Here is an 18,056-nt window from a genome sequence, read left to right as displayed (position 1 = left end):
GCACGAGAAAGCAGACTGGCAGGAGACCGTCGATGAGCATCCAGCTGTCCGACTATGAAAAGGGCGCCTCGTTCGACGGCGACTACGCAGATGCGCTCAAGGCGGTACAGCTGAGGCTGTCGCACGCGCATGCCCGTCACATCGTCCATGGCCGCCGCGCGATCATCGTGATGGAAGGCTGGGACGCTGCGGGCAAGGGCGGGATCATCAAGCGGATGACCGCCGAGTGGGACCCGCGCTATTTCCAGGTCTGGCCGATCGGCGCGCCGACGCCCTATGAAAAGGATCGGCATTTTCTCTGGCGCTTCTGGCAGAAGCTGCCGGGCAGCCGGGAAATCTCGATCTTCGATCGATCCTGGTATGGCCGGGTGCTTGTTGAGCGGGTCGAAGGCTTTGCCAGCGAGCGCGACTGGAAGCGCGGCTATGACGAGATCAACGAGTTCGAAGCCCAGCAGGTCGATGGGGGCACCGCGATCATCAAGGTCTTCGTGCATGTCACCCAGGCGACGCAGGACAAGCGTCTGGCCGACCGCCTGTCGGTGCCCGAAAAGCGCTGGAAGGTGACCGAGGAGGACTTCCGCAATCGCGGCAAACGCGACGGATATCTCCACGCGATGCACGCGATGTTCAAGCAGACCGACACCCGCTGGGCTCCCTGGGCGGTGTTCGACGGCAACAACAAGAAAGCCGCGCGCATCGCTGCGCTCAGCCATATTGCGGAGCAGCTCGATGCCAGCGTTCCCAAGACGCTCCCCGATGCCGATCCCGCACTGGTCGCGATGGCCAGGAACGCGTTCGGCTACAAGGCCAGCTAAACGGTCGGCAGCATCAGCGTGAACCGTGCACCCTGGCCCGGTGCGCTTTCGATGGTCAGATCGCCGTCCATCACCAGCGCCAGCCTGCGCGAGATATACAGGCCAAGGCCGCTGCCGCCGTCGCCGCTGCGCCCCAGGCGTTCCCATTTGTTGAACAACCGCTGCTGGTCTTCGCTGCTCAGCCCCGGCCCCTGGTCGGCGACGGTGACGCTGGCCCAGCCCGGGCCGTCATCCAGCCGCAGCCAGATCATCGATCCGTCGGGGGCGTAGTTGATCGCATTGCCCAGCAGGTTGAGCAGCACCTGCAGCACCCGCCGGAACTCGCCGACCGCCGGCTGCATCTCGTCATCGGCCGGCTTGTCGATGCGAATCTGGCGGTCGGCGGCCTTGAGCGCGAGCAGCCCTGCCGCGCGACGCGAAAGGTCGGCCAGGTCCACCGGCTCGCGCGCTGCGCTAAAGCCACTAGCCTCGATCGCTTCGAGATCGGCAAGGTCATCGACCAGCGCCAGCAGGTGCCGCCCCGCCGACGCGATGTCGCTGGCATAGCCTGCATAATCGGCGCGGAGCGGACCCTCGAGCCGCCCGCCGATCGTCTCGGCATTGGCGATGATACGGCCAATCGGCAGCCGCAGCGCCGGGCCGATCTGGCTGCCGAACAGATGCCCGATCCGTTCACCGTCGAACAGCGGCGGCAAGGGTGGCGTCGCATCGGCATCATCCAGCGGTGATGCTTCGCGTAGCGTCAGGACGGGTGCGGGAGTCTCGGCGTCGCCGGGCAGGCTGGCGATCCAGCACCGCGTATCACCGACCAGCCGCACGCGTTGCCCGTCAATGGACAGCGGGTTTTCGATCGGCTCATCATCGTCGGTGTGCAGCAGCGCGGACAGCGGCTTGAGCAGGAAACGTTCGCCCGCATCGGCAGGAATGAACCCGTGCGGCGGATTGAACTGGATGATGCGGCCCAACCGATCGAGTCGGATATTTGCGCCGTGCGGATCGCTGGGCAGCGGCAGCGTGGCATGCGGCGCAACAGCGCTGGCCGGAAGCGGACGCTCTGCCCAGCGTGTAAGCGCCAGCGTCGCCCCGGTGGCGTCGGGCGCGCATTCACACCAAAGGTCGATCAACGCAGATGGGCTGGCCGCCGTCACCGGGCGCGACAGCCGCATGCCCAGGCGCAGGCAGTGCCTGACCAGATCGAGCAGCGGGGGCACGGCGAGTTCGCTCGCGATACTGCCGCCCAGATCATGATGCAGTTGCAACAGGGGCTCGTCCGCGCGCACCAGGCATCCGTTGCGGTCGACACGCGCGGTCGTTGCGCCTGCAGGCAGGGCAGGTCCGGGTTCCACCCCGGATGCGGGCATCTGCGCGTTCACCAGACAGGCCCGGGGGCATCGAACGGCAGCAGGTTGCGCCAGCCAGCGACGATCCGCGCAGCGTCGTCCTGCGCAATGGCCGCCAGGGCCGATGCCGTCGGAAGGGTATCGACCGCGTGCGAGGCCAGCAGCGCGATGCCCTGGAGCAGCAGCGTGGCCGTATCCACGGCGATGCCGCAGCCGCGTACCACCACTGCGAGCCGCGCCAGATCCGGATCGCGCACCATATCGATCAGGTGCTCGCTCGGCAGATGGCTGACCCTCGCCAGCATTGCGAACACCAGCGACGGGCCACTTTGCGCAAGCGACCAGTCGTCGCCGGCGCGTGGCAGCGCGAACAAATGGCAAAAGCGCATCAGCCGGTGGGGCCGGCCGCGCCGCTCGTCGAAGTTTGCCAGCAGCGCATCGGCGCTCGCGCGCAAGACGAGCGGATCGGTGCCCGGCTGGTCCTGCAGCCAGCCCAGCATCCGCTGCACCAGTGCGCTCAATGTCTCGGGCGGCAGCTCGGCCAGCTCGATCGCAAAACCTTGTGCATTGCCGACGAACCGGCTTTGCGCGATGATCAGCGCCATCGCGGTTTCGGCAAGCTCGTCCTGGGCATCGGCGACTTGATCTTCGACGCGCGGTGGCAGCTCGGCCATCGCCAGCCCGACCAGCGGGGCATTGCGGCACAACCGCGCCTCGATCGCCCGGGCAAAGAGCAGGCGGGTCGCGGCGCTGTCTGCCAGCACGACATGCTGCGCGATCTGCGCCGGATCGACGGGGCGGTCATGGGGACACAGCGCGGCAATCAGATGGCGCGCGATCGAATCGACGAACCCGCCGGTCAGACTGAGGTCGTCTTCGCGCAGCACCATGGCGCCATCTGGGGCAATCCGCTGGCGTACGAGCACCGGCATGGCGGCTGCCAGCCGCGCCTGCTCCTCGGCATGGCGCAGCAACGCTCCAACGTCCCGTAGGGCCGGGCGTGCGGGGGCCATGTCGGTATTCATCGGCTTGACCTAGCAATTGCTGGTTAAAATGCTGTTAGTTTACGTCCCGATCGGCGGTGACACAGCAGGTCGTCCTGCGCTTTCAGATATGGGGCCTGGCCGGACCTGCCGCAACCGGACCGGGTCGGGTTTGCCAAAGCAGCAGCCCAACCAGAACGAGATTCCACACCATCACCACCGGCAACATCGCGCCGAAGGGGATGGCCATGAATGCGACGATCGCCAACAGACTGGGCGATCCGGCCAGCCGCGCCCATATCTTGGGCACCTGTCCGTCGAACCGGCGCAGCAGCAATGCGAGCGCGGGCAGCAAAGCCGCTGCGAACAGACCTGCCAGCCGGTCGGATGCGGCCACGGTCAGCACGGTGATCAGCGCGAACGCAAGCGCGAACGCCAGATTGCGCGCCGTCTGCTCGCTGCCGTGCCGGGCGCGAGGGGCAAAACGCCCGAACAGCCGGTTGGCGGCGTGACCTGCCAATCGCCCGATTGCCAGGGCCGCAAGCGCGGCCATGCTCCAGTCGGCAAACGCGAGTCCGATCGCACCGACCGGCAGCGCCAGCGCGCAGATCCGCAGGGCGGGGTTTGTCCAGGGGGCCGCCCAGGCCTTGCGCGCCATGGCCTTTGCCAGCGGAAGGCGCACCAGCCTGGTCCCCAGCGCGCCAGACGATCCGGCCAGTTCCTGCATCGCCAGCGCATCGGCCTCGCCCGCATCGCGGACGATCGCGATCCGGCCAGCCTCGGCCAGCGCAAATGGCAGAACCTGGCGCCGATAGCCGCGCTGTACGGCCAGTCGAAGCAGCGCGGACTGGACGCTCCAATCCTCGGGCAGATCGCGTGCTTCGATCAGGTCGCGGGCACGTATGCAGGCCAGGCCCGCCCAGATATGGTTGATGTCGATGCGTTCGAATCGCTCGATCAGCGTGCGTGCGCTGTCGCCGGGCGCGAAGCTGGCGACAAAGGTGCCGATCTCGCGGGCGAGCATCGCCGTGTCATCGGGTGTTACGTACAGACCGTCGGCGATGATCAGCAGCTCGTCGTCGCTCGCCAGGCGAACGCTGATATCGGCGACCGAACGGACGAGGTGGAAGTCGGCCCCGCATGATGCCGCATAAGCTTCGAGCTGGCGGACCCGTTCGCCGACCGACGACACCAGGCAGAGGATTTCGCCTGCGCCCGCCTGCCGCGCCAGATCGACATGCAACATCGCCAGCTGACCATTGGCCAGCGGCAGACCGCCGCGCAGGGCGGTCCCACCTGGAACGGTCTCGATCAGGGATATCAAGGCGGCGCGCACGTCGGGGGGTCGGTCTCCGGGGTGGAAGGGAGAGGCTCTCTTATCTCCCGTCCGGCCCGATGCCAACCGGCACCGACCGAAGATGCAAAAGGTTTAGGTGTTATTGCAGCTGTGCGGGCATCTCGTCGAAGTCGGCCATCGCCACCGCGAGCTTTCGCAGCACCACCGGATCGCCGGGGGCGCTCTCGAGCGCCAGATCGGCAAGGCCGGCAATCCCCTGAACGCCGAAGCTTGCGGCGAGGCTCTTGAGCCGCAGCGCGGAGAAATGCCAGTTGGCATCGCAGCGCGCACGACCCAGCAGATCGATCTGGCGCGCCGCGCTCTCGACAAAGGCTCCGCGAAGCTCGGCGACGAGCGCAGGGTCGCTGCCCACAGCGGCGGCCAGCGCCGCGTTCAATGCTCCCGATTCATATGCCATGACCGTATCGAATAGACCTGCCGCCTTAACTTTCGGTTTCTGGCGCGGCAAAATATGTTAGGGTTAATCCTATGGGCGAGGGCAAGAAAATCATCGATCTGCGGCAAGACCGCGGTGACGAAACACCGGCGACGCATGAGCTTGAGCCGGACATGGCGGCGCCGACGCTGCCAAGTCGTTCCGCAGCGCCGATAGCACAGGATTCGGCGGCCCCCTGGCTCGACGACGAGGATGACATTCCCGTGCCCGAATCGGCAAGCCGGTGGACAATCGCGGCCGCGGTGGTTGTTGCGGGTTGGACCGGAATGTTCGTCTGGGCCTCGATGCCGCAATGGCAGGCAGGGATGACCCCGCAACTTGCGGTGGCTGCGATCTCGCAATGGATGGTGCCGGTCGTCGCGGTGCTCACAATGTATCTGATCGTCCAGCGCAACAGCACGGCAGAAGCGCGGCGCTTTGCCAGGGTCGCAGGATCGCTCCGGTCCGAAAGCGCTGCGCTGGAAACGCGCCTTGGCCATATCAATTCCGAATTGTCGCTGGCGCGCGAGTTTCTCGCCAACCAAAGCCTCGAGCTGGAGTCGCTGGGCCGGGTGTCGACCGATCGCCTGCGCGGGTTCGCCGATGAACTGCGCACGATGATCGAGTCGAGCGATACCGGCATGCGCGCCATCGGCGAGGTGAGCGAAGCGGCGTCCAACAACATGGACAAATTGCGCAACCATCTGCCGGTGATCACCAATTCGGCCAAGGATGTGACCAATCAGATCGGCAACGCCGGCCGCACCGCACAGAGCCAGGTCGAAAGCATGATCGGGGCGTTCGAGAAGCTCAACGCCTTCGGGCAGGCGGCGAGCGCGCAGATCGGCACTTTGGTCCAGGATTCGGACGCTGCCACCGTTCGTCTGGCCCAATCCGTCGACACCGCCGGTATGGCGCTGCAAACCAGCGTCTCGCACGCCAGCCAGCAGATGGATCAGGCGATCGAGACCGTGGCCAGCCGCCTGGCCAACACACGCAGCAACATCGATCATGCCGCCACCGCTCAGGCCGAAGCGCTGGAGACGACCCTCGCGCAGCTGCGCCAGTCGGTTGATGGCCTGGCAGCGGACATGGCCGCCCGGGCCGCCGCTACCCGCACAGACATGCGTGCGGCAGCCGATGATCTGGGGCTGACCTTGGGCGCGCTTGCGACCTCGACCGGAGAGACCGAAGCCACGGTGCGCCAGATGATCGCCGCAGCCGATGCGCAGATCAGCCAGGCCGAGACGCGTTTGCAGGCGCTGGACAAGCAAAGCACCGATTCGCTGGCACGGCTTGCGTTCACGCTTTCGGCGCTGGACGGCAATGCCGTTGCATTGTCGCAGCGACTCGAAGCGGGCAGCGGTCATGCCGAGATATTCGATGCCAAGAGCGAACGGCTGCGCGGGCTGCTGGGCAGCATAGAGCAGCAGGTATCGCAGGCAATTCCCGGCGCGCTTGCTGCGCTCGACCAGACCACCGAAGCCAGCCAGGACAAGGTCGGCGTATTACGGGATGCGGTGTCGGAGGTTGACGGGCAGATGGTCCGGCTGGGTTCGATTCTCGGCAATTTCGAGCAGCGGATCGCCGGTCAGCAGGCCGAGGTCGGCAAGCTCGCTGACAGCAGCGAATCCGGCTGGCGCGAGCGGACCGAAGACATCGGGGCATTGATCAACGAGATGCGCAGCGCGCGCGACGAGATCGACCAGATCAACGCCAGTTCCGCCGTGCGGCTTGTCGAGACGATGCGCGATGTCCAGCGCGAGGCGCATGCCGCGGCCGATGAGGCACGCCGGGCGATGGACAGGGCGATCACCGGAGCCACGCAGAAGCTGGGCGAAGATACAGGCGCAGAGCTCGAGAAAGTGCTGCGCGGCAAGGCCGAGGAGCTTGTCGGCAAGCTCGAATCGGCCATCAGCCGCGCGGTGGGTGCGACCAGCGATGCGACGCTGCACCTCAAGGACCAGCTCAGCCGGGTGGACGATCTGGCGAGCCACCTTGAGCGGCGTGTCACCGATGCGCGCGAGCTGGCCGAAGAGCGCACCGACAATGATTTTGCGCGGCGGCTGGCATTGCTTACCGAGTCGCTCAATTCCGCCGCGATCGATGTCGACAAGATCCTTTCGACCGAAGTCAGCGACACCGCCTGGTCTGCCTATCTGCGCGGCGACCGTGGCGTGTTCACCCGGCGCGCCGTACGGTTGATCGACAATGGCGAGGCCAAGGATATCGCGCAGACTTATGAGAACGACCCAGAGTTCTTCGCTCTGGTGAACCGCTACATCCACGATTTCGAGGCGATGCTGCGCACCGTGCTATCCACCCGCGATGGCGGCGTGATGGGGGTCACCTTGCTGTCGTCCGAAACCGGCAAGCTCTATGTCGCGCTGGCGCAGGCCATCGAGCGCTTGCGCGACTGACGCCGGCTGGCAGCGACGAACCGGGACGGGCCCAGATCAGTCGCGCCTGGTCGCGCTGACCTCGTTGACCGCAGGCGCATTCTCCCAGCCTCCGCCTAGGGCACGGAACAAGGCGACCTCGGCTTCGGCGCGGGCTGCGGTGGCAGATCCACTTGCGGCGCGCGCGGCGAGCAGATTGCGTTCCACCTCGAGCAACTGCAGCGCGTTGTCGCGGCCCGATCGGAAGCGGATGCGGGTGATCCGCGCGACCTCGTCAGCGCTCCGGGCAGCGATTTGCAGCGCCGCCTCCTGTTCTATCGCGCCCTTGAGCCTGGCGAGCGCCTGTTCGGTTTCCTGCAAGGCCGTCAGCACCGCGCCATCGAAGGCCGCAAGCCTGCCGTCCGCCTGCGCCGATGCGGCATTGACCCGCGCACGCGCAGCACCATCGATCGGTATCGACCAGGAGATCAGCGGGCCGAGCGAGAACCCGATATTGTTCGATTCGGTCAGTGCGCCCGGCGACGTTCCCCCGATCGACACCGATCCCGCCAGCTGGATCGAGGGATACAAAGCTGCGGTCGCCACGCCGACCCGCGCGGTATCGGCGGCGAGCCTCGCTTCTGCGGCGCGAACATCGGGGCGACGCGCGAGCAGCGCCGCGCCATCGCCAACGGGGATGGCGATCCGGACACGGGGCGGGGTGGCGCATGCGGCAGCGGCGCTATCCAGATTGCCCGGCGGATCACCGGTAAGCGTCGCCAGCGCGAACAACGCCGCACGCTGTTCGGCATCGAACTGCGGGATCTGCGCCTGCGCCTGCGCCACGAGCAGTTCGGCATTGGCGACATCGCGCCGCTGGCCGCGCCCGGCAGCCGACAGGCGCTGGGTCAGATCGAGCGTGCGTTGCTGCGCCGCGAGCGATTCGCGGGCGATATCGGACTGCAACCGGCTCGAACAGGCGAGCGCGTAATTGCGCGCCACCTCGGCAGCGACACTGACGCGCGCTGCATCGAGCTCAGCCTGCGCCGCGAGCGCGTCACCGCGCGAGGCCTCGACCGACCGGCGAATGCCGCCGAACAGATCGATCTCGTACGATGCGTCGGTGGCGAGTTGGTAGAAGTCGAAGGTCAGGGGTTCGGCAGGCTCAAAGCCGACCCCGGCATTGGCACCGGTGCCCACCTGATTGGTGCTCGCCGATGCGCTTGACGAAAGGCTGGGCAGCTGGCCCGCCCGTGCTTCGCGCACCAATGCCCTGGCGCGGCGAAGGTTGGCGCTGGCTTCGCGCACGCTGGTGTTGCGCTCGAGCGCGCGGGTGACGAGAGCATCGAGCGCGGGGTCCTCGAACAGCCGCCACCAACCATCGGGCAGCGGGGTCTGGGCAAAGCGCGGGTCGCTGCCCTCGACGAACGCGCCTTCGGCGACAGTGCCGGGGGTGGCAGGCCGTTCAAAGTCCGGGCCGACGGTGCAGGCGGCGAGCGTCGCCGAAAGGGCAGCGCAGGCGAGCAGGCGGGTTTTCAGTATCATGGCTGGCTGCCTTCCACGACAGGCTGGGCAGGGGGGGCAGGCGGCGGGAGATCGCTGCGCTTGCGGTTCGCCGACCACGCCTTGATCCGGTCTTCCAGCGTCCGCACCATCACATAGAAGGCAGGCGTGAACAGCAGACCGAAGATGGTCACGCCGATCATGCCGAAGAACACCGCGATCCCCAGTGCCTGGCGCATCTCCGAGCCCGGACCCGAGGAGATCACCAGCGGCAGCACGCCCAGGATGAAGGCGAGCGAGGTCATCAGAATCGGGCGCAGGCGCTGCGCAGCGGCGTGCCGTGCAGCATCGAGGATCGACTGGCCATGGTCCTCATTGTGCTTGGCGAACTCGACGATCAGGATCGCGTTCTTGGCCGCAAGCCCGATCAGCACGACAAGCCCGATCTGGGTGAGGATGTTGTTGTCCCGTCCCATCAGGTTGACCCCCAGGATCGCAGCCAGCAGGCACATCGGGACGATCAGGATCACCGCGAGCGGCAGCACCAGGCTTTCATATTGCGCCGCCAGCAGCAGGAAGACGAACACCACGCCGAGCAGGAACACGAGCGTTCCGGTGCTGCCCGCCGCCTTTTGCTGGAAGGCAAGTTCGGTCCATTCGAAATCGAAGCCCTGCGGCAAGGTCCGCCGCGCGAGCGCTTCCATGGTGTCGAGCGACTGGCCGCTCGAATAGCCGGGCAATGTATCGCCCTGCAATTCGGCCGAGCGGTAGAGGTTGTAGCGCACCACGCGATAGGCACCCGAATCGTTGCGCAGGTTCATCACCGCATCGAGCGGCACCATCTCGCCGCTGGACGACCGCGTCCGCAGCCGCCCGATGTCCGAGATGTCGTCGCGATAGGGCGCGTCGGCCTGCGCGGTCACGCGGAAGGTACGTCCCAGGAAGTTGAAGTCGTTGATATAGCTGGAGCCCAGATAGGTGCCGAGCGTCGAGAAGATGTTCTCCACCGGAACGCCCAGCTGTTCGGCGCGGGCGCGGTCGATATCGGCAAACAGCCGCGGAGTGCGCGTGTTGAAGGTGGTGAACGCGCCTGCGATGCCCTCGGTCTGCGCCGCTGCGCCCATCATCGCGAACGCTGCGCCTTCCAGTGCCTGCAGCCCGGCGTTGCCGCGATCCTCGATGATCATCTTGAAGCCGCCGCCCGTGCCGAGCCCGGCCACGGGGGGCGGGGCGATGACGAGGATGCTGCCAGCGGTGATGCCGGACATCGCGCCGCGCAGTTCATTGGCAAGGTCGTCCGCGCTGGCGCGGGTGCCTGCTTCCTTCAGCGTGATGAAGATCGCGGCGGCGTTGGGGGCATTGGTGAAGGTCGCGCCATCGAACCCTGCAAAGGCGATGGTGCTGATCACGGCATCGTTCTGAAGCGCGATCTTCTGCGCCGTGTCGAGCGCGGCGGTGGTGCGCTGGAGCGAGGCACCGGGCGGCATCTGCAGAACGCCGATCAGATAGCCCTGATCCTGCGCGGGAATGAACCCGGCCGGCGTCGCGCTGAAGCGCCATCCGGCGACCGCGATCAGGCACAGATAGGCCAGCCCCATGAACATCAGGCTGCGGATGGTGCGTGCCGTCAGGCGACCGTAACGCTCCGACAATTTGGCAAAGCCCCGGTTGAAGCCGCCTGCGAACCTTTTGCCCCAGCCGCGCCAGCCGGCCGGAACGGCGCTGTCATCATGCGTGCGCGGGCGCAGCAGCAAGGCGGCAAGCGCCGGCGACAGCGTCAGCGAAACGAAGGCGGAAAACGCGGTGGCGCCAGCGATGGTCACGGCGAACTGCTGGTAGAACGCGCCGGAAATGCCTGGAATGAACGCGGTCGGGATAAACACCCCGCACAGCACCAGAGCGATCGCGATCAGCGCGCCGGACACTTCGTCCATCGTCTTGTGCGCGGCATCGAGCGGGCTCAGCCCCTCTTCCTCCATCAGTCGCTCGACATTTTCGACCACGACGATCGCGTCATCGACGACGATCCCGATCGCCAGCACCATGCCGAACAGCGAGAGGCTGTTGAGCGAGAAGCCCAGCGCCGCCAGGATGGCGATGGCGCCGGCCAGCGCGATGGGGATGGCGATGATCGGGATGATGGCGGCACGCCAGCTCTGCAGGAACACCAGCACCACAATCGCCACAAGGATGATCGCCTCGACCAGCGTGTCCTGCACCGCCTCGATCGATGCCTCGACGTAAGTGGTGGGGTTATAGGGGATCGAGTAGGTCATGCCCGGAGGGAAATCGCCCGAAGCACGCTTGAGCTCGTCCTCGACCGCCTTGGCCACGGTCAGCGCGTTGGAGCCGGGCAATTGCGAGATTGCCAGCGCCACGGTCGGGCGCCCGTTGTTGAACGCGTTGATGCTGTAATCCTGCGCGCCCAGTTCGATGCGGGCGACGTCGGACAGCCGGGTAAGGGCAAGGCCATTGCGCTTGATGACGATCTGGCCGAACTCTTCGGGCGTGCTCAGCCGGCCTTGCGTCTGCACGCCAAGCTGAAACGCGGTGCCGCTGGTGTTGAACGGCGGCTGGCCGATCGAACCTGCCGAAACCTGCGCGTTCTGTGCGCGGATCTTGCCGACGATTTCATCGACGGTCAGGTTGCGCGATGCGGCGAGCTCGGGATCGATCCAGACCCGCATATTGTAGTCGCGCCCGCCGAACAGACGCGCCGATCCGATGCCGTCGATGCGCGAGATGCGATCGATGATCTGCAGCGTGGCATAGTTGGAGATATATTGCTGGGGCAGCGAACCATCAGGCGAGAAGAAATTGGCCACCAGCAGCAGATCGGGCGAGTTCTTGCGGACGGTGACGCCGATCTGGCGAACCTCCTGCGGCAGACGCGGTTCGGCGGTGCTCACCCGGTTCTGCACCAGCACCTGTGCCTGATCGACATCGGTGCCCTGCGCAAAGGTAACGGTGATTGCCAAATTGCCGTCGCCGGTGGACGAGGACGACATGTACAGCATGTCCTCGACCCCGTTGATCGTCTCTTCCAGCGGCGCGGCGACCACATCGGCGATCGTCTCGGCTGTGGCGCCCGGATAGCTGGCGCTGACCACCACCGTGGGCGGCGCGATCTCGGGATATTGCGACACCGGCAGCGTCGGATAGGCGACGACGCCGAAGATGACGATGAGGATGGACAGCACCGCCGCGAAAATCGGGCGGTCTATGCAGAAATGGGCGATCCGCATCGGCTTAGCGCGCCGTTGCCTGGGCGGGGGCAGGGGCCGTGGTCGGCTGCGCGATCGGCGCATCTCCCTTGGCACGGGCCTTGATCTGCCCCTTACGCGGGGTGACCACCATACCAGGCTGCATCCGGGCGAGGCCATCGATCACGATCCGCTCGGTCGGCACAATGCCATCGCGGATCACGCGCAGCCCCTCGACCATCGGTCCTGTGGTCACCGGGCGCGGGGCAACCTTGTTGTCCTTGCCCAGCACGTACACCAGCTTGCGGGTCTGATCGGTCAGGATCGCCTCGTCGGGCACCAGCATCGCCTTGTAGGTTCCCGATCCCAGCAGCCGCGCGCGGCCGAACATTCCGGGGACGAGGAAACCATCGGCATTGTCGACGATGGCATAAGCCTGGATCGTTCCGGTGTCGGGGCTGATGCCGTTGTTGAGGAACTCCATCCGGCCGCGCCAACGAAATTCCGACTCGTCCGCGAGCTGGATTTCCACTGGATTGGCAGTGTAGCGCGAGCTGCGCCGCTGGCCCTCGGCGTCCTGGCGAATGTATTTGAGGTAAAAGCTCTCGGCGCCATCAAAGCTGAAACGGATCGGGTTGACGCGCATGATGCGGGTCAGTTCGGTCTGGCCGGCGGTGACGAAATCGCCGACATCGACCAGCCGGTTGGAGATGCGGCCGGAGATCGGCGCGCGGACTTCAGTGAAGGAAAGGTCGAGCTGCGCCGCCTGGCGGCGCGCCTCGGCACCGGCCAGCGTCGCGCGCGCCGAACGCAATGTCGCTGACAGATTGTCGGCTTCCTCGCGGCTGATCGCATCGAAGTCCACGAGTTCCTGGCCTCGGGTCGCCTGCGACTGCGCGTTGGCAAGCGATGCGCGCGCGCTGGCAACGCTGGCTTCGGCCTCGGCGAGCGTGGCACGGAACGGCCGCTGGTCGATCACGAACAGCAGGTCGCCCTTGCGGACGTCGCGGCCGTCGCGAAACGCAACGCGGGAGATCGGGCCCGAGACTCGTGCGATCAGTTGCACGTCTTCATCTGCCACGAAACGCCCGATATATTCGTCCCAGTCCACGACCACGCGCTCCAGCGGAGTGGCGATGGTGGCCGTCTGGGGGGGTGGGGCTGGCGGCGGTTCCGAGCCGCAAGCGCCGACCAACAACATGAATGCTGCTGCGACAGGCGCGCATCTGGGGGGGACGCGCATAGAATTCTCCGCATGTGATATTGCACTGCAACAAATGGCGGAAAAGCCACAGCCGGTCCAGCAAAAAAAGTTGCAAACAACAACTAATATATGTGCATTTTATGCAACCCGGCTTCTAAGTGCAGCAATTTAGTGCATTATAGACTATTCGCCAAGCACCGCGGCGGCTGCGGCCAACGCCAGTCCCGGAAACAGGACATGCTCCATGCGCACCGCGCCCGCCCTGGTCATCTCGCCCATTGACGCGGCGACACCTTCGGCCAGCGCCAGGCTGGCGGACTGCCGGGACATTTCCCATCGTGGTTTGAGCGCCGCGGCCAGCACCGAACTGCGAACCAGCATTACATCGACGATCGCCGGCCCTGGAACCGCACCCAGTGCCCGTTTGTAGCCGGTGTCGCCCGATCCCCAGTCGATCCGCTCGATGCCGCGTGCGATCGAGTCGTTGATCAGATGGGTGGTGACGATCTGGCCGGGGCTGAAGCGCGCCATGTCCTCGGCGTAGCTCGATGCTATCCCATACAGCGTGCTGCCTGCTTCCAGATCGAACGAAAAGGCGATCGGCCGCCCCCCGGCGTAGAGCATGGTCGCGCGCAGCCGACTTGCGATCACCGGATCGCTGCAGGCGGTGCGCCAATGCTTGAGGTTGGCGGGGTTGATGAACTTCGCGCCCGAATGGTCGGTCTTCGTACCCACCCAGCTTGCCGATTCGATGGCGGCCAGCTGTTCCCAGACGGTGTCGTTCCATTCCTCGCCGGCGACGACGCGCAGTTCCACATCACCCTGCGTTTCACGCAGCTTGCGCTCATAGCTCTTGTGCTTGCGCAGCCGCGACTTGCCCGGCCAGATGCCGGCCGCGCTCTGCTCTGCGATATTCTGGACGAAGCAGGTGCCCAGTTCGCGTGTCAACACCGACCATCCCAGGCTTTGCGCCACGGTCGTCAGCATGGTGACGCCGCGGTCGTCGGCATAGACCGGACCGATTCGCAGCGCCGCACCGATGGCGCGCTGCACGATCGCGCAGCCCAGCATGGCGGCGACCTCTGCTTCGGTCGCATCGGCGGCGATCGGAAAACTGCGATAGGGCCAGTAGCTGGAGGCGATGCTGCGGGCATTGATCACCATCGGCCCCAACGGATGAGTCGGGATCGCCAGTACCGGCGTGCCGTCGCGGCGGCGCGCCAGCAATGTGCACAACCCTGGCCGCGCCTTGGCCTGGTACCATGCGCGGCGCAGGAAGCTGCGCGCGGGATCGCCAGCTTCGGCAAGCCGGTCCAGATCCGGTGGCAGCGCCGTCTCCAGCGCGCAGGTGATCACGTCCGCGCGCGCGGAATGCCCTGGCATCGCTGCGACGGTGGCGGCGCTCACACTGTGTCCTTGTGACGGTGCATCCGGTACACCTACGCCGGAAATTCTACCGTCAAGTAAACGCGCAGGCATAATTGCATCCAGCGCGTCTTCCAAAGGCCGGTTGTCCAACGCCGGTTGTAGAGCCTGGCCAGGGTACCTATCTGACAGGCCGGTTTGCAATTTGAGGGGGTTTGCCTGCGATGCTGTATCACGATGCCGACGATGATAACGATGTGGCCAACCAATGCAAAATTCCCGTGCCGGAGGACGTCCAGCAGGCAATCGTGACGCTGCTGCGCTGGACGGGCGATGATCCTTCGCGTGAAGGCTTGCGCGACACGCCGTTGCGCGTCGCGCGGGCGTGGAAGGAATATTGCTCGGGCTATGATGACGATCCCAGCATTCACCTGAGCCGCACCTTCGAGGAGGTCGGCGGCTACGACGAACTCGTGCTGCTCAAGGACATTCCGTTCCAGTCGCACTGCGAACACCACATGGCGCCGATCATCGGGAAGGCATCGATCGCCTATATGCCGCGCGACAGGGTTGTCGGAATCTCGAAACTCGCGCGCGTGCTGCACGGCTTTTCGCGTAGGCTGCAGGTGCAGGAAAGGCTGACGGCGGAAGTCGCGGCGTGCATCTGGGAGCACCTGCACCCGCATGGCGTCGCTGTCGTAATCGAGGCCAGCCACAGCTGCATGACCGCACGCGGCGTCCGTACCCCCGGCGTTTCGATGATCACCAGCCGCCTGCTCGGCTGCTTCCTTGACGACCACCGCTCGCGCGAGGAAGTCATGAGCCTGATGGGGTATTGATGAAGTTGCTCTCTCCCCTTCAGGGGAGAGAAGCGAGACTTGGCAGCTTGCTGCCTAGTCGCAGCAGAGAGGGGCGGCGGTACGTCATCCCCCTCTCCCAACCCTCTCCCCTCAAGGGAAGAGGGCTTTAGGGCCGCTTAGAGCTGCTCGAGCATGTAGTCCGCGCTGCTGACCTTGAAGTCGCCGGGTTCTTCGACGAACAGCTTGTCGACGACGCCGTCCTTGACGACCATCGCGAAACGCTGGCCGCGCTTGCCCATGCCGAAGCCGCTGCCGTCCATCGTCAGGCCGACGGCTTCGGCGAAATCGGCATTGCCGTCGGCGAGCATGGTGATCGCGTCGGCATTGGCGCCCTTGCCCCAGGCGCCCATCACGAATGCGTCATTGACCGCGGTGCAAGCGATTTCGTCGATGCCCTTGGCCTTCAGCGCATCGGCCTTTTCGACGAAGCCGGGCAGGTGACGTGCCGAGCAGGTCGGGGTGAACGCACCGGGCACCGAGAACAGCGCGACGGTCTTGCCCGCGAAGTAATCCTTGGATTCGACCTGTTGCGGGCCTTCTGCGGTGGCGCGGACGAATTTGGTGTTGGGGATGGTGTCGCCGACTTTGATCATGGCTTTTGCTCCTGCTGTAAAACGGGTCGTGCCGCATGTTGTCGCGTGCGCGGTGCATTGCAAGGGTTCATCGCGGCGACGCGCTGCCTGCCGGGCGAGGGCTGACACGGAGGCGGGCGAAAACATCATATAAAGGATTCTTTATATTTGCCTGCAAGGGCAAGTCTGGCTATGGGGGCGATAGTTTCCGGTGGCCCTGTTGGTGCACCGGCCGTCTGACTCAGGAGAATTTACGTGGCCAGTGCCCCGACCCTCGACCGCAACGATTACGTCGTCGCCGACATTGCGCTTGCCGATTTCGGCCGCAAGGAAATCACCATCGCGGAAACCGAAATGCCCGGCTTGATGTCGATCCGTGAAGAGTATCGTAACGAACAGCCGCTCAAGGGTGCAAAGATCACCGGATCGCTGCACATGACGATCCAGACCGCCGTGCTGATCGAGACGCTGGTCGCTCTGGGCGCTGAAGTGCGCTGGGCCACCTGCAACATCTATTCGACTCAGGACCACGCCGCTGCCGCGATCGCCGCGCAGGGCATCCCGGTTTTCGCCATCAAGGGTGAGAGCCTGGAAGAGTATTGGGACTATGTCGATCGCATCTTCGACTGGGGCGCCGAAGAGGGCAACACCTGCAACCTGATCCTCGACGATGGTGGCGATGCCACCATGTTCGCGCTGTGGGGCGCACGCGTCGAAGCCGGTGAAGAACTGTTCACGCCTTCGAACGAGGAAGAAGAGTATTTCGTCAAGATCCTGAAGCGTCGTCTGGCGCAGACCCCGGGATACCTCACCAAGACGGTGCAGGCGATCAAGGGCGTTTCGGAAGAAACCACCACCGGCGTTCACCGCCTTTATGACCTCGCCAAGAAGGGCAAACTGCCTTTCCCTGCGATCAACGTGAACGATTCGGTCACCAAGTCGAAGTTCGACAACAAGTACGGCTGCAAGGAATCGCTGGTTGACGGCATCCGTCGCGGCACCGACGTGATGATGGCCGGTAAGGTCGCCGTCGTGTGCGGTTATGGCGATGTCGGCAAGGGTTCGGCAGCATCGCTGCAGGGCGCCGGCGCCCGCGTGATCGTCACCGAAATTGACCCGATCTGCGCGCTTCAGGCGGCGATGGACGGCTTTGCCGTGCAGACCCTCGAAGACGTCGTTGCCACGGCCGACATCTTCGTGACCACCACCGGCAACAAGGACGTCATCACCATCGACCACATGCGGGCGATGAAGGACATGGCGATCGTCGGCAACATCGGTCACTTCGACAATGAAATCCAGATCGGTGCTCTAGAAAACATGAAGTGGACCGAGATCAAGCCGCAGGTCGACATGATCGAGTTCCCCGGCGGCAAGCGCATCATCATGCTGTCGAAGGGCCGTCTGCTCAACCTCGGCAACGCCACCGGCCACCCCAGCTTCGTGATGTCGGCCAGCTTTACCAACCAGGTGCTGGCCCAGATCGAACTGTTCAAGGGTGCCAACAAGTACGAAAACCAGGTCTACGTTCTGCCCAAGCACCTCGACGAGAAGGTCGCGCGCCTTCACCTCGAAAAGCTCGGCGTCAAGCTGACCGAACTGACCAAGGAACAGGCCGATTATATCGACGTTCCGCTGACCGGTCCGTTCAAGAAGGACGAATACCGCTACTGATGCGGGCTCCCTGCTGACCGCAGGGGCGCAAGATCAAGAAAGCCCGTCCCGCAAAGCGCGGGGCGGGCTTTTTTGTATCTCGCGCTTGCTCGTTAATCCGCCTCTCCCTTGATGGGAGAGGCAGCGAGACTTGGCAGCTTGCTGCCTTAGTCGCAGCGGTGAGGGTGATGGTGCGTCTGGGCACCTCCTAACAATCCGGAGAGATCACCCCCACCCAACCCTCCCCCATCGAGGGGGAGGGCTTTATGGGCGGACCCTTGGGACAACATCGGCCCCTCAACTCATCGCGCTGCCCATCGTTTTCCGATTGCGTCCGGGCGCAGCGGGTTTAGCTTGAGCGTATACGATAAAAGACTCCGGGGAACATCACCATGAAAGCACTGCGTT

General features: G+C 65.1%; 13 protein-coding genes. 4 read left to right on the top strand and 9 right to left on the bottom strand.

The window, feature by feature from the left end; translation table 11 throughout:
* The first annotated feature begins 32 nt into the window (after positions 1-32).
* Positions 33-815, top strand: coding sequence for a polyphosphate kinase 2 family protein (locus ACK4R0_RS06985; RefSeq protein ID WP_409672255.1), 783 nt, complete (start codon positions 33-35; stop codon positions 813-815).
* Here ACK4R0_RS06985 and ACK4R0_RS06980 read toward each other — a convergent pair.
* From ACK4R0_RS06980 to ACK4R0_RS06965, 4 genes are all read right to left on the bottom strand, one after another.
* Positions 812-2,188, bottom strand: coding sequence for a sensor histidine kinase (locus tag ACK4R0_RS06980; protein WP_409672215.1), 1,377 nt, complete (start codon positions 2,186-2,188; stop codon positions 812-814). The two genes, ACK4R0_RS06985 and ACK4R0_RS06980, sit on opposite strands and share 4 nt — an antisense overlap.
* Positions 2,185-3,180, bottom strand: a complete 996-nt coding sequence (locus tag ACK4R0_RS06975; RefSeq protein WP_409672212.1) for a hypothetical protein — start codon at positions 3,178-3,180, stop codon at positions 2,185-2,187. The genes ACK4R0_RS06980 and ACK4R0_RS06975 overlap by 4 nt, the downstream gene beginning before the upstream one ends.
* Positions 3,181-3,262: 82 nt before the next feature.
* Positions 3,263-4,474 carry a hypothetical protein gene (locus tag ACK4R0_RS06970; RefSeq protein ID WP_409672209.1) on the bottom strand — a complete coding sequence of 404 codons (1,212 nt, stop codon included), beginning with the start codon at positions 4,472-4,474 and terminating at the stop codon, positions 3,263-3,265.
* Positions 4,475-4,574: 100 nt separating this feature from the next.
* On the bottom strand, positions 4,575-4,892 hold the full coding sequence (locus ACK4R0_RS06965; protein ID WP_409672206.1) for an Hpt domain-containing protein: 318 nt from the start codon (positions 4,890-4,892) through the stop codon (positions 4,575-4,577).
* A gap of 71 nt (positions 4,893-4,963) precedes the next feature.
* Between ACK4R0_RS06965 and ACK4R0_RS06960 the strand changes: the two genes are divergently transcribed.
* Positions 4,964-7,330: a hypothetical protein gene (locus ACK4R0_RS06960; RefSeq protein WP_409672203.1), complete on the top strand. Its 2,367-nt coding sequence runs from the start codon at positions 4,964-4,966 to the stop codon at positions 7,328-7,330.
* A 36-nt stretch (positions 7,331-7,366) separates the two neighbouring features.
* Here ACK4R0_RS06960 and ACK4R0_RS06955 read toward each other — a convergent pair whose 3' ends face one another.
* The 4 genes from ACK4R0_RS06955 to ACK4R0_RS06940 all read right to left on the bottom strand — a co-directional run bounded on the left by ACK4R0_RS06955 (position 7,367) and on the right by ACK4R0_RS06940 (position 14,605).
* A complete protein-coding gene (locus ACK4R0_RS06955) occupies positions 7,367-8,833 on the bottom strand; it encodes an efflux transporter outer membrane subunit (RefSeq protein ID WP_409672200.1) in 1,467 nt (488 codons plus the stop codon).
* Positions 8,830-12,036: an efflux RND transporter permease subunit gene (locus tag ACK4R0_RS06950; protein WP_409672198.1), complete on the bottom strand. Its 3,207-nt coding sequence runs from the start codon at positions 12,034-12,036 to the stop codon at positions 8,830-8,832. The genes ACK4R0_RS06955 and ACK4R0_RS06950 overlap by 4 nt, the downstream gene beginning before the upstream one ends.
* 4 nt (positions 12,037-12,040) lie before the next feature.
* Positions 12,041-13,195 carry an efflux RND transporter periplasmic adaptor subunit gene (locus ACK4R0_RS06945; RefSeq protein WP_409672196.1) on the bottom strand — a complete coding sequence of 385 codons (1,155 nt, stop codon included), beginning with the start codon at positions 13,193-13,195 and terminating at the stop codon, positions 12,041-12,043.
* Between the two features lie 186 nt (positions 13,196-13,381).
* Positions 13,382-14,605 carry a GNAT family N-acetyltransferase gene (locus ACK4R0_RS06940; protein WP_409672193.1) on the bottom strand — a complete coding sequence of 408 codons (1,224 nt, stop codon included), beginning with the start codon at positions 14,603-14,605 and terminating at the stop codon, positions 13,382-13,384.
* Positions 14,606-14,787: 182 nt separating this feature from the next.
* Between ACK4R0_RS06940 and folE the strand changes: the two genes are divergently transcribed.
* Positions 14,788-15,402 carry a GTP cyclohydrolase I FolE gene (gene folE, locus ACK4R0_RS06935; protein ID WP_409672190.1) on the top strand — a complete coding sequence of 205 codons (615 nt, stop codon included), beginning with the start codon at positions 14,788-14,790 and terminating at the stop codon, positions 15,400-15,402.
* A 137-nt stretch (positions 15,403-15,539) separates the two neighbouring features.
* Here folE and ACK4R0_RS06930 read toward each other — a convergent pair whose 3' ends face one another.
* Positions 15,540-16,016 (bottom strand): peroxiredoxin, encoded by a 477-nt coding sequence (locus tag ACK4R0_RS06930; protein WP_409672187.1) that lies wholly within the window; start codon positions 16,014-16,016, stop codon positions 15,540-15,542.
* A gap of 234 nt (positions 16,017-16,250) precedes the next feature.
* Between ACK4R0_RS06930 and ahcY the strand changes: the two genes are divergently transcribed.
* On the top strand, positions 16,251-17,669 hold the full coding sequence (gene ahcY, locus ACK4R0_RS06925; protein WP_409672184.1) for an adenosylhomocysteinase: 1,419 nt from the start codon (positions 16,251-16,253) through the stop codon (positions 17,667-17,669).
* The last annotated feature ends 387 nt before the right edge of the window (positions 17,670-18,056 follow it).

Origin of the sequence: Blastomonas sp., assembly GCF_046294995.1 — a bacterium.
Taxonomy (GTDB): Bacteria; Pseudomonadota; Alphaproteobacteria; order Sphingomonadales; family Sphingomonadaceae; genus Blastomonas.
The sequence above is the reverse complement of the archived record's forward strand: the minus strand, read 5'-3'. Positions and strand labels throughout refer to the sequence as shown.